The sequence below is a fragment of the Actinosynnema sp. NPDC004786 genome (assembly GCF_053601135.1).
On the sequence record NZ_JBSGBG010000015.1, the window covers coordinates 1 to 14,500 of the forward strand.

General features: G+C 75.2%; 12 protein-coding genes. 6 read left to right on the plus strand and 6 right to left on the minus strand.

Annotated features, from left to right (window positions below; genetic code table 11):
- Positions 1 to 284: 284 nt before the first annotated feature.
- Positions 285 to 1,247 carry a GlxA family transcriptional regulator gene (locus ACWEFJ_RS15715; RefSeq protein ID WP_449714115.1) on the minus strand — a complete coding sequence of 321 codons (963 nt, stop codon included), beginning with the start codon at positions 1,245 to 1,247 and terminating at the stop codon, positions 285 to 287.
- Positions 1,248 to 1,319: 72 nt separating this feature from the next.
- Here ACWEFJ_RS15715 and ACWEFJ_RS15720 point away from each other — a divergent pair, with 72 nt between their 5' ends.
- On the plus strand, positions 1,320 to 1,655 hold the full coding sequence (locus tag ACWEFJ_RS15720) for a cupin domain-containing protein (protein ID WP_378089193.1): 336 nt from the start codon (positions 1,320 to 1,322) through the stop codon (positions 1,653 to 1,655).
- A 43-nt stretch (positions 1,656 to 1,698) separates the two neighbouring features.
- On the opposite strand, the gene ACWEFJ_RS15725 is transcribed toward ACWEFJ_RS15720, so the two are convergent.
- Positions 1,699 to 1,848 (minus strand): hypothetical protein, encoded by a 150-nt coding sequence (locus ACWEFJ_RS15725; protein WP_378089195.1) that lies wholly within the window; start codon positions 1,846 to 1,848, stop codon positions 1,699 to 1,701.
- Positions 1,849 to 1,956: 108 nt separating this feature from the next.
- Here ACWEFJ_RS15725 and ACWEFJ_RS15730 point away from each other — a divergent pair, with 108 nt between their 5' ends.
- Positions 1,957 to 3,003 (plus strand): DUF2330 domain-containing protein, encoded by a 1,047-nt coding sequence (locus ACWEFJ_RS15730; protein ID WP_449714116.1) that lies wholly within the window; start codon positions 1,957 to 1,959, stop codon positions 3,001 to 3,003.
- A 13-nt stretch (positions 3,004 to 3,016) separates the two neighbouring features.
- Here the strand turns inward: ACWEFJ_RS15730 and ACWEFJ_RS15735 are convergent, their stop codons facing one another.
- Positions 3,017 to 4,051 carry a Vgb family protein gene (locus tag ACWEFJ_RS15735; RefSeq protein ID WP_449714117.1) on the minus strand — a complete coding sequence of 345 codons (1,035 nt, stop codon included), beginning with the start codon at positions 4,049 to 4,051 and terminating at the stop codon, positions 3,017 to 3,019.
- A gap of 116 nt (positions 4,052 to 4,167) precedes the next feature.
- Here ACWEFJ_RS15735 and ACWEFJ_RS15740 point away from each other — a divergent pair, with 116 nt between their 5' ends.
- Positions 4,168 to 6,972, plus strand: a complete 2,805-nt coding sequence (locus ACWEFJ_RS15740) for a TIR domain-containing protein (RefSeq protein ID WP_449714118.1) — start codon at positions 4,168 to 4,170, stop codon at positions 6,970 to 6,972.
- An 81-nt stretch (positions 6,973 to 7,053) separates the two neighbouring features.
- Here ACWEFJ_RS15740 and ACWEFJ_RS15745 read toward each other — a convergent pair whose 3' ends face one another.
- Entirely contained in the window at positions 7,054 to 8,094 is a 1,041-nt protein-coding gene (locus tag ACWEFJ_RS15745) for a methyltransferase (RefSeq protein WP_449714119.1), read from the minus strand.
- 182 nt (positions 8,095 to 8,276) lie between these two features.
- On the opposite strand from ACWEFJ_RS15745, the gene ACWEFJ_RS15750 reads away from it, so the two are divergent.
- Positions 8,277 to 8,645, plus strand: coding sequence for a hypothetical protein (locus ACWEFJ_RS15750; RefSeq protein WP_449714120.1), 369 nt, complete (start codon positions 8,277 to 8,279; stop codon positions 8,643 to 8,645).
- A gap of 34 nt (positions 8,646 to 8,679) precedes the next feature.
- The gene (locus ACWEFJ_RS15755; protein WP_449714121.1) at positions 8,680 to 10,338 is read left to right on the plus strand and encodes a glycosyltransferase; all 1,659 of its coding nucleotides are present in this window, start codon (positions 8,680 to 8,682) and stop codon (positions 10,336 to 10,338) included.
- On the opposite strand, the gene ACWEFJ_RS15760 is transcribed toward ACWEFJ_RS15755, so the two are convergent.
- Both ACWEFJ_RS15760 and ACWEFJ_RS15765 read right to left on the minus strand, forming a co-directional pair.
- Positions 10,287 to 12,080 (minus strand): caspase, EACC1-associated type, encoded by a 1,794-nt coding sequence (locus ACWEFJ_RS15760; RefSeq protein ID WP_378089211.1) that lies wholly within the window; start codon positions 12,078 to 12,080, stop codon positions 10,287 to 10,289. The two genes, ACWEFJ_RS15755 and ACWEFJ_RS15760, sit on opposite strands and share 52 nt — an antisense overlap.
- 5 nt (positions 12,081 to 12,085) lie before the next feature.
- Entirely contained in the window at positions 12,086 to 12,322 is a 237-nt protein-coding gene (locus ACWEFJ_RS15765; RefSeq protein ID WP_449714122.1) for a hypothetical protein, read from the minus strand.
- A 616-nt stretch (positions 12,323 to 12,938) separates the two neighbouring features.
- Between ACWEFJ_RS15765 and ACWEFJ_RS15770 the strand changes: the two genes are divergently transcribed.
- A complete protein-coding gene (locus ACWEFJ_RS15770) occupies positions 12,939 to 14,492 on the plus strand; it encodes an aspartate aminotransferase family protein (protein ID WP_449714123.1) in 1,554 nt (517 codons plus the stop codon).
- The last annotated feature ends 8 nt before the right edge of the window (positions 14,493 to 14,500 follow it).

Consider the following 14,500-nt stretch of genomic DNA (forward strand, 5'->3'; position numbering starts at 1 on the left):
CGCCGGCCAGGGCCGCGGCCAGGCGTCGTCGCGCGCCACGGGTCACCGGCCTGCCGGCGACGGTGACAGCAGTTCTGGACATCACTTCCTCCAAGAGGTCGAGCCGAGTCCGAAACTTGCGATACCTTGATTTGACGCTTTCGCAAACTAGGATGCGTGATTGTGGGCGTCAAGGGGTTGAATAACGCCTATAGAGACGCAAGACAGCAGGTAGAGCCGCCGGTAGGGCTAACCAGACCACCGATGCGACTGCCGAAAATTTCGGCCTGCGAGGCTCAACGGCGTCACGCGGAACGCTCGCCGGAGGCCGGTGACGCCGCCCGGAACGCCCGCCGGTAGGCGCCCGGTGTCGTCCCCACCAGCGCGCGGAACCGGCGGCGCAGGGCGAGGGCCGACCCGAGACCGACCCGGGCCGCGATCGCCTCCACCGGCAGGTTCGTCTCCTCCAGCAGGGTGCGCGCCTCGGCCACCCGGCGGGCCAGCAGCCACGCGCCCGGACTCGTGCCGAGCTGGTCGGCGAAGCGGCGGGCCAGGGTGCGGGGCGAGACGCGGGCGTGCGCCGCGAGGTCGCCCACGGACAGCGGCGTCCCGAGGCGGGCGGCGGCCCAGTCGAGGAGGCCGTCCAGCGCCTCCGCGGGCGGTGCGGGCGGCGGTGGGGGCGGCTGGTCGCCCTCGCGGTGCGGCGGCATCACCATGTGCCGGGCGAGCCGGGCGGCGTAGGCCGCGCCGTGGTCCCGGCGGACCAGGTGCAGGCACAGGTCCAGCCCCGCGCCCGCCCCGGCGCTCGTGGCCACGTCGCCGTGGTCCACGTAGAGCACGCCCGTCTCCACGCGCACCGCGGGGAACTCGCGGCGCAGCTGCTCGGCCCGCGCCCAGTGCGTGGTGGCCGAACGCCCGTCCAGCAGCCCCGTGCGGGCCAGTGCGAACACCCCGGAGCAGATCGTCACGAGCCGCGCGCCGCGGGCGTGCGCGGCCAGCAGCGCGTCGCGCACCGGCGCGGACAGCGGCGCCTCCACCGGGGCCCAGCCCGGGATGAGCACGGTGTCGGCGGACGCGAGCGCGGACAGGTCCCGCCGCACGACCATCGAGTACCCGGCCGTCGTGGGCACCGGACCGGGCGTCTCCGCGCACACGTCGAACTCGTAGTGCCGCGGTAACCCGGCCCGCTCGGTGCCGAAGACCTCGACGGCGCACCCCAGCTCGAACGTCGACTGCACCGGACGCACCAAGGCCACCACTCGATGCATGGCAGGAAAATACCCAAGGGCGTCCGGGCCGGCACTGTCCCGGCACGCGGCGCGGGCGGCACCGTGGTGGGCATGCACCCGGAGATCCTGGACCAGGAGGGCTACACCTCCGCCACCGTCGCCGAATCCCCCGTCCGCGAGCTGTTCCCCGGCGTCCGCGTCCGTCCCCTGTGGACCGGGCCGACCGGCGCGCACGCCAACGTGCTGGAGATGGACCCGGGCGCGTCCTGGCCGCACCGCGACGTGCACGAACCGGGGCCGGAGGAGGTCTACGTGCTCACCGGCACGTTCCACGACGGCGCGCGCGACTACCCGGCCGGGACGTTCCTGCACGCCCCGGCGGGCACGTGGCACGTCCCCGCGACCGCCACCGGCTGCACGCTGTTCCTCTTCTACCCGGAGGGTTGACCCGGCGGCACGGCGTGGTCTCCGCGCCGGGCCGCCGGCGGCGTCACCCCTTGAACGGGTTGACGTCACCGATCAGGTCGGCCAGCGGCCGCAGCAGGTCGAAGACGACCTCCCGCACCGGCGGCACCAGGATGACCACCGCCACCAGCAGCGCCACGTACGGGGCCAGACCGCCCTTGCGCTTCGACGCCATGCACACCCCCGGATGCGTTGCCCGTCACAGCATGGCACGGCGGCGACCGGCTCCGTGACCGGTGTCGAACGGCGGAACCCGGTGGCGTCCGGACGCGTCCGACGCGTCATGGCAATCGGCCGATCGGCGACCAGGTCCGCGGTGGTGCTCGCGCTCGCCCTGACCACCGTGGTGCTCGACCCCGCGACGTCCGGGGCGTGCGCGTGCGGGGCGTTCGTGGCGAACGACAAGCTGCGCGCCCAGCAGGAGACCGCGCTGGTCGAGCTGACCGGCCGCACCGAATCGATCACCCTGTCCGTGCGGGCGCGGTCGGAGGCGACGCAGGCGGCGTTCCTGATGCCGGTGCCCGCCCGCGCCCGGTTCGAGGTGGCCGACGGCGAGCTGTTCGGCGAGCTGGACCGGATCAGCCGCCCGGACGTCGAGGTGCGGCGCGTGGTGGTGGACGGCGACGGCGTGGGCGGCGCGCCGCGGTCGGACCAGGGCGCGACCGTCGTGGACCACGTCGAGGTCGGGCCGTACGAGGTCGCCCAGCTCGCCGGCACGGACGCGACCGCCGTGGCGGACTGGCTCGGCGCCCACGACTTCACCCTGCCCACCGCGCTCGGGACCGCGCTCGGGCCGTACCTGGCGGAGGGGTGGCTCGTCGTCGCGGTGCGGTTGGCCCCGGCGTCGGGCAGCCTGGCCGACGGCCTGCCGCCGATGCGGCTGGCGTTCGAGACCGACACCCCGGTCTACCCGATGCGGCTGTCCGCCACCGCCGAGGTCGTCCAGCCGCTGCGCCTGTACGTGCTGGCCGACCACCGGGTGGACGTCGGCAACCCGGCCCCGGGCGGCCGCCCGCCGGACCTGACGTTCGCGGGCCCGGTGGAACCGCACCCGGACCACCCGGCGCTGTCCGCGATGCTGCCCGGCCGCCGCTTCCTGACCCGCTACGACGGCGAGTTCAACCCGACCCGCATCACCGACGACATCCTCATCACCCGCTCCGCGACCGACGAACCACACCGCGCCGTCGTCACCGTCACCGAGTACGTCCGCTCCTCGTGGCCGCTGCCGGGCGCGCCGCTCACCCTCCTGGGCCTGGCCGTGCTCGGCGGGGGCGTGTTCGCCGTGCGGCGCCTCGTCACCCGGCGGCGGGCGGGCCGGTCCGCGTGAAGCGGGCGCGCCGTCACCTCGCCGGGGTGTAGCGCCACAGCGTGTCGGCCTCGCCGTCGGCGATCCACAGGGTGCCGTCCCGTGCCGCGGTGATGCCGATCAACTGCTCCGCTCCCTCGATCGGGTGGAGGGTCATCTCACCGGACGTGGTGAGCCGGCCGATGCTCCGCTCGTCGGTGGTGAACCACAACGCGCCGTCCGCGCCCGCGGTGAGGTCGAACGGCTCCGCGCCGGGCGGCGTGGGGAACTCGGTGATCGCGCCGTCCACGGTGATCCGGCCGAGGCCGCGAGCGGTGGTGAACCACAGCGCGCCGTCGGGACCGGCCACGATCCGGCGCGGGTTCGCCGAGGTGGCGGGCAGGACCCAGCGGCGGTACTCGCCGTCCGTGGTCATCCGGCCGATGCCGTGCGGCCCGTCGACGATCATGAAGTTCTCGGTGAACCACAGCGCGCCGTCCGGCCCCGCGGCGATGCCCGACAGGTACGGGTTCTCACCCCCGGGGTCGAAGCGGTGGTGCGTGAGCGCGCCGGCCGCGCTGATCCGGCTGATCGCGGGAGGGTTCGTCTCGTTGGTGAACCAGATCGCGCCGTCCGGTCCCGCGGTCGGCGCCGCCGGGTACCCGAGCGGACCGCCGCTCCAGCCTGAGGGTCGGAGGTCCGTGGTGATCCGGCCGACCACCTGGTGCGCGGTGTACCACATCAGGCCGTCCGGACCGCGCACCACACCGTCCGGGCCGCCGGTGCCGCCCGGGAGGCGCACGTGGGTGACCGTGCCGTCCGCGCCGACCCGCGCCATCGCCTCACCGGAGGATTCCGTGCACCACACCGCGCCGTCCGGCCCCACGGCCGGGTAGCGCGGGAACGCGCCCTCGGGCAGCCGCACCGCGCGCACCTCTCCCCCTGGCCGGGACGCCGACGCCGAACCGGTCGAACCGATCGAACCGGTCACGGGACCGGGCGGGGCGAACGGGGCGGGAGCGACCGAGCAGGCGGCCAGCAGCACACCCACCGCAACGGCCGGCACCGACCGCGCGGACCTCCGGATCATGCGCGCCTCCCGCCGCGACCGACGCCGGCCGTGTCGCACCGGCCCGGCGATGCCCAACCCGAGTATGGTATCCACGCCGTCGCCCTCGCGGCGGCAGGTCACGGGGACCGGTGCGGATGACCAGCCGAACTCGGGGTTACGACGCGTTCATCTCCTACAGCCACCAGGCCGACGACGGCACCGCGGCACGCCTGCAACGCCTGGTCCGCCGGGTCGGCCGGCCGTGGTACCAGCGCAGTGGGCTGCGGATCTTCCGCGACCAGACCAACCTGGTGATGTCGGAGAGCCTCTGGGAGTCGATCGCCCGGGAACTGCGGCGCTCCCACCACTTCGTCCTCATCGCCTCGCCGCAGGCGGCGAAGTCGACCTGGGTGCGCCGCGAGGTCCGGTTCTGGCGCGACAACCGGGATCGCGCGACGTTCTCCGTGGTGCGCGTCGCCGGCACGATCGCCTGGGACGAGGAGGCGGGCGACTTCGACTGGGCCGCCACCGACGCGCTGCCGCCCGACCTGGCCGGCTGGTTCACCTCCGAACCGCACTGGGGCGACGTCGTCGCGGCGGACGAGCGGGAGCGGAGCGCACGACTGCGCGACGTGGCCGTGGCGATCGCCGCCCGCCTGTACGGCGTCGACAAGGACGAGCTGCACGACGAGGACGAACGCGAGTGGCGCCGGACCCGGCGCGTGCGGCGCGGCGCGGTCACCGCGCTCGCCCTCCTGTCCGCCCTGGCCCTGGTCCTGGGTGTCACGGCGGTCGTGCAGGGCGGCCGGGCGGACGACGAGGCGCGCGTCGCGCTGTCGCACCGGCTCGCCTCGGTGGCCGAGAGCCAGTTCGCCACGAACCTCGACGTGGGGAACCTGCTGGCGGTGCGGGCGTTCCGGACCGACGCCAACGCGCGAACGCGGGCCACGCTGTTCCGCGCCGTCACCGAGAACGGCACGCTGGTGCGCACGCTGCCCTTCGACCAGGACGTCGTCGAAGTGGCCACGAGCGCGGACGGTGGCGCGGTCGCCGTCGTCCTGCGCGACGGCGCGGTCCTGCGGTGGCGCCTGGACCAGCGCGAACCCGAGCGCCTGTTCCGGCTCACCGGCGAGCCGCGCGGCGTGTCGATGAGCGCCGACGGCGACGTCGTGGTGGCCGCGAGCCGGGACGGCGCGAGCCTCGCCCGTCCCGGGCGGCCGGTGGAACCCCTCGCCGTCCGCGCGGGGTGGCGCGTCCACGGCGCGGCGGTGTCACCGTCGGGGCGCACCGCCCTGCTCTCGGTCGCCGAGGACGTGTGGCAGGGCCGGATGGCGGTCACCGCGTTCCCGGTCGGCGACGGCCCGCTCACCGGCACCGACCACGAGCAGGGCGCGGAGCGGGCGACGGCCGCCGACCTGGTCGAGACCTCGGACGACGAGGTGTTCCTCCTCGACAGCGGGTACGGGTTCTGGGAGCGGCGGCGGCTGTCCGACTGGGCGGTGGTGGCGGCTTCGCGGGCCTCGTTCGGCACGGTGAACGACGGCGTCGCCGTCGCGGCGGACCGCGGCGCGTTCGGCTACACCAACGGATCGCCCACGATCCCGGTGTGGCGCACCGACCGCGAGACCGACATCGAACGGCCCCACCTGACCGCCCACGCGCCGATCGGCGATCCCGACGCGCTCGCGCTCAGCCCGGACGCCTCCCGGTTGGCCGTCGCCGAGGACCACACCGTCCACGTCGTCCCGGTGGGTGAGGTCGGCGCGCCGCCGACCGAGCCCGTCCGGCTGGTCGGCACCGGTCGGATCACGCCCGACACGCTGCGGTTCCTCGGCGCGGACGGCACCGCGCTGGTGGCGGCGTCGGGCAACCGGGTGGCGGTGTGGGACACGACGCGGGCCGACCGGATCAGCCGCACGTTCCCGGTCGACGTGGGCAGCGGGTGCTCCGCGTGCGGTCCGCCGCGGGTCGCCCCGTCGCCCGACGGCTCGCACCTGATCGCGTTCGACGGCGCGGGGTTCGCGGGCGTCGCCGGACCGACCGACCGGCCGGGGGCGGTCCGGCCTCTCCCCGACCTGGGCGCGAACCTGTACGCCGAGTACGGCCCGGCCGTCTGGGACCGCGAGGGCGACCGCGCGACGGTGCTCGTCGAGCCGCCCAGCGGCGGCAGCGCCGCGGCGGTGCCGGCCGGGTTGCCGGACTTCGTGCGCGGCGTGGCGGCGGGCGAACGGGCCGGTGGTGTGCTCGCCGCGGGCCTCACGTCGGACGGCCGCCAGGTGGTCGTGGTGGGCGTGGACGGCGGCATCGACCTGGTCGACCCCGCGACCGGCGCGACCCGCACCGTGGTGCCCGACCCGGGTGCGCCGGTCGGCCCGAAGCCGCCGAGGCTCCGCGCCGGCGCGGTCAGCGCCACCGGCGACCTCGCGGCCGTGCACGACGGGGACTCGGTGGTCGTGCGGGCGGTGCGCACCGGCGACGTGGTGGGCGACATCCCGGTGCCGGACCGGCAACCGCACCTGGTGTTCGTGCGCGACCGACTCCTGGTCCAGCGCGACTCCGGGGAGCTGGAGATCTGGGACGAGCGGGGCGGGCGGCGGCTCAGCGCCATCGCGGGCGACGGCGGGTTCTTCAACCCGCCGGCCTCGAACGGCGCGCTGGTGGCACGGGTCCGCGACGACGGGTCCACCTCCTTGGCCGACCTGGACAGCGGCGCGGTGGTCGGCACGATCCCGGCGGGTCCGCCCGGACGCCGGGTCGGGGTGGGCTTCTCCGGCGACGGGACCGAGCTGGTGGCCGTGACCGAGGGCAACGACCTGGGCCGCGGCTCGGCGACCGTGCGGGACGTGTCCGACGAAGCCCTGGTGCGGACGGCGTGCGCCACGGCCGGCCGCGACCTGACCACCGCCGAGTGGGACGCCCTGCTGGACGTGCCGGCGCCGGCGGACCTCACCTGCCGTTGACCCGCGCCCCGAACCTCGGGCGCAGCCGACCGGCGGACGGCGATCGGGGCCGCGCGCCCACGTCGGCCGCCGACGGGCCGCTCAGGGCGACGGCACGACCTTGAGGACCGAGACCGGCATCGCGTGGACGTGCGTGATCGAGCGCAGGGTCAGGTCCGCGGCCCGGAAGAGGTCGCGGAACTGGGCCTCGGTCCGCTCGTGGCCGGGCAGGACGGTCATCATCAACAGGTCCAGCGCCTTGGCCTGCTGCGGCTCGTCGCCCTCGGCCAGGACCGCGTCGAACACCAGGAGGTGGCCGCCGGGGCGCAGCGCGTCGCGGCAGTTCCGCAGGATCCGCACGCACGTCGCGTCGTCCCAGTCGTGCAGGATCCGCTTGAGCAGCAGGACGTCGCCCACCGGGACGCCGGTCAGGAAGTCGCCCGCCACCGACCGCAGGCGTTCCGCCGGACCGGCCTCCGGGGCGGGGCGGCCGCCCTCCAGGACGTGGGCCAGGTCGAACAGGATGCCCCGGGCCGAGGGGTTGCGCCGCAGCACCTCCAGCAGCAGCCCGCCCTGGCCGCCGCCCACGTCGACGACGGTCGCGTCCTCCGGGATCTCGCACGCCGCCGCCACCGGCGCGTTCTCCACGCGGGAGAACGCGGCCATGCCGTCGTTGAAGCCGGCGGCCGCCTCCGGGTCCCGGGCGTAGTACTCGAACAGCGACATGCCGAAGATGCGGTCGAACGACGGCGTGGCGTCGCGCGCGCTGTCCACCACCTCGCCCGCCGAGCGCCACATCGCGGGCTCGGTCATCATCAACACGGCCTCGCGGACGGACACCGGCGAGGTCGTGCACAGCGCGGCGGCGGGCGGCGTCAGCCGGAACCGGCCCGGCTCCTGCTCGCTGAACAGGCCCCTGGTGGCCAGCAGGCGCAGCACCCGGTGGATCGCGGGCGCCGCGCACCCGGTCAGCTCGGCCAACTCCCCCACCGTCCGCGGCCCGTCCCGCAGGTGGTCGGCGAGGTTGAGCGCGGCCGCCGCCCGCAACGCGGCCGAGTGCAGGTAGCCGAAGATCTCGTCCAGGACGAAGGCCGCGGCTTCGTGCTCGCCGCCGAAGCCGCCGTCCGCACCGGTGCCGGCCATGGCGCCTCCCACTCGTGGTCGGTCCCAGGGTAGGGCGGTCGGCGGTGTCCGCCTGACGGCCGAACGCCTGGCCTGCCCGACCGGATCAGCCACGATCGGGTGAACCTGGGCCGTCCGGCGTATCACCGTCCGCGACCAGCGCACCAATGGACAGAGCCGAACCGCCGAACGGAGGTCGCCCGATGTCCGACTCCCTGGTGCTGACCGTCGACTGCGGACCCGACGGCGCGCCCGACGAAGTGGGCGAGGCCGCCGCCGGGCTGCGGCGCGACCTGCTCGAACTCGACCTCGACGTCGAACCGCTGACCGGCGGCGCCGCGCCGGCGGGCGCGAAGGGCGACCCGGTCACCGTGGGCGCGCTCGTCGTCACGCTCGCCACGTCCGGCACGCTCACCGCGCTCCTCGCGACCGTCCGTGCCTGGATCGACCGCGACGACTCGCGCTCGGTGAAGCTGCGGGTCGGCGACCGGACCCTGGACGCCCGCGGGCTGCGCCCGGACGAGCTGCGGGTGGTGCTCGATGAGTGGTCGCGGCACGAGTCCGCCGGGTGACGCGCTCCGCCGGCCGGCCGGCGGGTACCGCGGCTTGGAGGCCATCGCCGGCCCGGTGGCCGACCCGGGCGGCGCCGAGGTCGCGGTGCGGTTCCGGCCGGTCGTCACCGGGCCGCGACGGCGGTTGCTGTGCCTGCTGGTGTCGGTCGACGCGGTCGCGGTCGCGGCGTTCCTGGGCTGGCTCCTGCCCGTCACGACGTCCGGCGGGCCGTGGCCCGGCCGCGCGTGCGCGGTGCTCGTCCTCGTCGTGGAGTCGGTCCGGGCGGTGCAGGCGGCGGCGATGTGGGTGTTCTGCCTGGCCGCCCGCGATCCCGTGCCGATGAGCCCCCCGCCGGGGCTGCGGGTCGCCGTGCTCACGACGATCGTGCCCGCCAGCGAGCCGCTGGACACCGTGGTGCCGACACTGCGCGCGATGCGCCGGCTCGCCTACGCGGGCCGCGTGGACGTGTGGGTGCTGGACGAGGGCGACGACCCGGACGTGCGCGCCGCGGCCGCCCGCCTCGGCGTCCGGCACTTCTCCCGCGCCGGCAGGCCGGAGTACAACCGGCCGTCCGGCCCCTACCGCCGGCGCACCAAGGCGGGCAACCACAACGCCTGGCGGGCCGAGCACGAGTCGGACTACGACGTCGTCGCCCAGGTCGACCCCGACCACGTGCCGGTGCGGGACTTCCTGGCCCGCTCGCTCGGGTACTTCCGCGACCCCGACGTGGCCTACGTGGTGGCGCCGCAGGTCTACGGCAACACCGCGCACGGCTTCGTGCCGCACGCGGCGGCCGCCCAGTCCTACCTGTTCAACGGCGTCGTGCAGCGCGGCGGCAACGGGCTCGGCGCGCCGCTGCTCATCGGCACCAACCACCTGTACCGGGTCCGCGCGTGGCGGCAGATCGGCGGCTACCAGGACTCGCTCACCGAGGACCACCTGACCGGCATGACGGTGGTGGCGACGACGAACCCGGCCACGGGCCGACGGTGGAAGGGCGTCTACACGCCGGACGTGCTGGCCGTCGGCGAAGGGCCGGTGAGCTGGGCCGACTACTTCAACCAGCAGCGCCGCTGGGCCTACGGGGTGTGGGACATCGCGCTGCACCACAGCCCGCGGCTGATGCCCCGGCTGGCGCCGCGGCAACGCCTGGCGTACGCGCTGATGCAGTCGTTCTACCCCGGCGCGGCCGCGTGCTGGTTGTGCGGCAACGCGGCGACCTGGCTGTGCCTGCTGCCGGGGCCGCCGCGCGGGGCCGGCGGTGGCGTGTGGCCGGTGCTGTGGGGCGGCACCGTGCTCGCCTGGCTCGCGTTGTTCCGGTGGCTGCGCCGGTTCAACCTGGCCGAGCACGAGCGGCGCGAGTCCGGCCTGTCCGGGTTGGCGATCTCCGCGATGTCCGGGCCGGTGTACGTCGCGGCGGCGGCCGCCGCGGTCGCCAACCGGGCGTTGCGCTACCAGGTGACCGGCAAGGGCGACCTGGTCAGCCGGGACCGGCCGCGCACCTTCGTCCCGCACCTGGCCTGGGCCGCGTCGGCGCTGGTCGCGCTGGCCGGCGGTCTGGTGACGGCCGGCGCCGACCGCGCCGCGCCGGCGTGTTGGCTGTCGGTCACGCTCGCCGCGAGCGCCGCCCCGCCGCTGATCGCCCTGTGGTCGCGGCGCCGTCACGGGCGGAAGGCGAAGACGTGCCCGGAACCGTGCTCGCCGTCGTTGTAGCCGCCGACCACGTACACCACGCCGTCCAGCACCGCCGCGCCGACGCCGGCCCGCGCCTCGGGCAGCCGCGGCAGGTCCGGCTTCGCCGCGCCGCGCCAGCACGCCGTCCGGTCGCTGAACCCGTCGGGCGCGTACCCCGCGACGACGCACGGCCCGACCCCCGGCCACCACACGCCACCGGGCGCCTCCACCGCCGGGACCGGGTAGCCCAGCGACCGGGTGCGGCCGCCGGCAACCTCGTCCACCGCGCCGTAGAGCGATCCCGCGTCGCGATCGCGCCCGCCGACGAACCAGACCGTGCCGTTCGAGTCCGTCACGGCGGCCAGCTTCTCCCGGGCCACCTGCAACGGGGGCAGGTCGTGCCACGCGTCCTGCTGCAACGCCCACACGGTCGCGGTCGCCTGCTGGTCCGGGGCCACACCCCCGGCGAACACCACCCGGGCCCCGTCCCACGCCGCCGCGCCGGCCGTGCGCGGACCGGGCAGCGGCCGGTCGGGCGTCCACTGGCCGTCCGGCCGGTCCAGGCGCCACACCTCGGCCACCGCGCCGACCTGCGCCCAGCCGCCGAGCAGGAAGAGCCGCGACCCGTCGCTGACCAGCGCCGCGTGGCTCAGCGGCACGGGCAGGCGGGGACCGGAGGACCACGTGCCCGAGCGCGGGTCGTACACCTGCACCGCGTCGAGCTTGTGCCGGTCCTCGTCCGGGGAGATCCCGCCGGCCACCCAGATCCCGCCCAGGTGGGCGGTCACCGCGGCGGCCTCCACCGGGGCGGGCAGGTCCGCCACCCGGGTCCACTGCGGCGTGGGCGACGGCCGTGACACCACCACCCCGAGGACGAGCAGCAGCACGAGCGCCGCCGCGCCGGCCGCCCACCGCCACCTCGACCGGGCCCACCGCCGCCACCGCCCGGTCCGGCCGCCCGGCGGCTCGACCGGGACGAGCGCGGGTCCGGGCCGGGGCGTTCCGGGGTCGGGGTCCAGGCTCGTGCCGGCCCCGGCGCGGGGGTCGCGGGCGAGGTAGATGCTGCCGTGCAGGCTCGCGAACATGCCCGGCGTCTGCGTGCCGGTCGTGTGCTCCTGGACCGAGTCGTAGACGTACTCGTAGAGGTCGTGGACCGACACCCGGCCGTCGCCGTCGCGGTCGGCCGCGCCGGTGCGCAGGCCGCGCACCACCGCGGCGGTGAACACGGACGGCGCGGCGGCGTCCAGGGAGAGCTGTTCGCCCTCGAACGCGTACTCCATCGCGTTCGACGCGGTGAGCACGGCCCGGCCGTGCCCGTCGAAGCGCTCGCGGACGTGCACGTCGTAGGTGGACTTGCTGCCGAGCCGGGTGAACGCGCCGCTGTAGCAGCAGTCCAGCAGCAGGACGATCCGGCGGGACCGGCTGCGGTTCATCTGCTCGTTCACGAACTGCGCCGACACGCCCGTGGCGGCCAGCCGGTGCAGCTTCGTGTTGCGCACGGCGAAGTACAACCGCCCGTCGGGGTCCTTCACCCCGTGGCAGGACAGGTAGAGCAGCAGCAGGTCGTCCCGGCGGCGGTCGGCGAAGAAGCCCTCGACCTCCTCGGCCACCACGGCGGCCGGCTCGTCGAACAGCGTGCTCACCTGGAAGTCGCCGATCCGCTCGTCGCGCAGCACGGAGGCCAGCAGCTCCGCGTCCGCCGCCGGGGCGCGCAGCGCGCGCAACTTCGCGTCCTCGTACGCGCCGTTGGCCACCACGAGCGCGAGCCTCGCGCCCGGCACCGCCGTCACCCCGCCCCGGCACGGCCGCCGGTGACCGCGCTCGACTCGCCGGGGACGTCGTTCGGCCCACCGGGGACTTCGCTCGGCCTGCCGGGGACTTCGCTCGGCCTGCCGGGGACCGCGCTCGACCCATCGGTGACGTCGCTCGGCCCGTCGGGGACCGCGCTCGGCCCGCCGGTGGCGTCGTTCGGCGGCGGGTCGGCCGAGCGGCGCGCCCGGAGTCGCAGCAGCGCCACGGCCATCCCGGCTCCCGCTGGTTCGCGCCGCGCTACGGAGAGCGGTCCACGGGTGCGGACACCGCACACGATAGGACGAGCCGGCCACCCCAGGCGGCGGTTATCACCCGATGGTGTGACCTGCGGGACCTGCGGACGGACGCCTCCGGCCAACGCCGGTCACACGTCGCCACGCCAGGCCGTACTGCGGGCGGCCTCTCCCGAATGCCGGCGCGGGTCAAACGATGGGCTCTGGCGGCGGTCGCGACCCTGCTCGCGGTGCTCGCCCCGCTTCCGGGCGCGCCGGCGGTTTCGGCCGCGAGAGGCGTCCACGTCGGCAACGGGCGGTTGTACGACGCCAACGGCAACGTTCCACCTCGCCCCGAGCGGGTGACAGCACCGACAATGCGCTACTGAACCGCTTCAGCGGACACCGGAGCGCTTGACCGCCCGCCGGGAACCGCGTCGGAGCCGGTAATCGCGGCACGACGGCTTTTCGTCGCAATCGCGGAATCCGGTGGGAGCACTGCGGAAGAACGCGATTACCGCACCGTTCCCGACCGGTTCACGACCCCGGTTAGCCTCGCGTGGTCCGCACGAATCCCATTCCGCGTTGCCCACCGGAAGTGACGAGGGACAGCCCATGACCACACCCCCGATCGAATTGGCCGAACCGACGATGCTCGGCTGGTTGACCGATTACCACCTGGACGCCGAATACGTCCGGTCGAGCGGCAACACGCTGTTCGCGAGGCAGGCAGACGGCACGGAGCGGCCGGTGCTCGACTTCGCGGGCGGGTACGGCTCGGTGTTGCTGGGGCACAACCACCCGGAACTGGTCGCGCTCGCCCGCGAGTTGTTCGAACAGGGCACGCCGATCCACGCCCAGTTCTCCCGCCACCCCTACGCGAACGACCTGGCGCACCGGCTGAACGCGATCCTGCACCGCGAGTTCGGGGTCACGGAGCCGTACTACGCGGTATTCGCCAACAGCGGCGCGGAGGCGATCGAAGCCGCCGTGAAGCACGCCGAGTTGGACCGCGTCCTCAAGGTGAAAGCCGCCGTGGAGGCGGTCGAGTCGGCGCTGGACCGGGCCCGCACCGCGGTCGCCGGCGGCACGGCGGTCGCCGAGGACGCCTACCGCGCGCTCGGGGTGCCGCAGGGCGACGTCGAGGCCCTGTTCGCGGAGGTGAGCCGGGTCAACGGCGAGCTGGCGGCGCGGCAGCCGGTGTTCCTGAGCCTGGAGAGCGGGTTCCACGGCAAGCTGGTCGGCAGCGTGCAGCTCACGCACAACCCGGGCTACCGCACGCCGTTCGGCGCGCTGGCCCGGCCGTCCCGGTTCGTGCCGTTCAACGAGCCCGGCGCGGTGCGCAAGATCCTCGACCAGGAGCGGGTGCACCTGCACGAGCTGGTCGTCGCGGACGGCGAGGTGGGGCTGGCCGGGCGCGAGCTGCCGGTGGTGACGGCGTTCCTGCTGGAGCCCATCCAGGGCGAGGGCGGCATCCAGGAGGTGAGCGCCGAGTTCGCCGCGGAGATCGCGGCCGCGTGCGCCGAGGCGGGCGTGCCGGTGGTGGTGGACGAGGTCCAGAGCGGCATGGGCCGGACCGGGTCGTTCTTCGCCAGCGCGCAGATCGGGCTGCGCGGCGACTACTACGCGTTGTCCAAGAGCCTGGGCGGCGGCGTGGCCAAGGCGGCGGTGATGCTGGTCCGGGAGGAGTTCTACCGGGGCGAGTTCGAGCTGGTGCACAGCTCCACGTTCGCCAAGGACAGCTTCTCGACCACGATCGCGGGCAAGGTGCTCGACCTGCTGGAGGCCGACGGCGGCCGCGCGTACCGCCTGGCGGCCGAGCTGGGCGGCAAGCTGACCGCGATGCTGGAGTCGATCCGGGCGGACCACCCGGACCTCGTCAAGGAGGTCCGCGGCCGGGGCCTGATGCTGGGCCTGGAGTTCTACGACCAGAGCGCGTCGCCCTCGCCCGCGGTCGCCGGGCAGGCCGCCGCCGGGATGCTCGGCTACGCCATCGCCGGCTACCTGCTGCGGGAGCACGCGATCCGCACGTTCCCCACCGCGAGCGCCACGAACACGCTGCGGTTCGAGCCGTCGCTCCAGCTCACCGACGAGGAGATCACGCGGTTGGAGACCGGCCTGCGGGCCGCGGTGGAGGTTCTGCGCGACCCGTCCGGTCGTCTGGTCTGAGGGGGGTT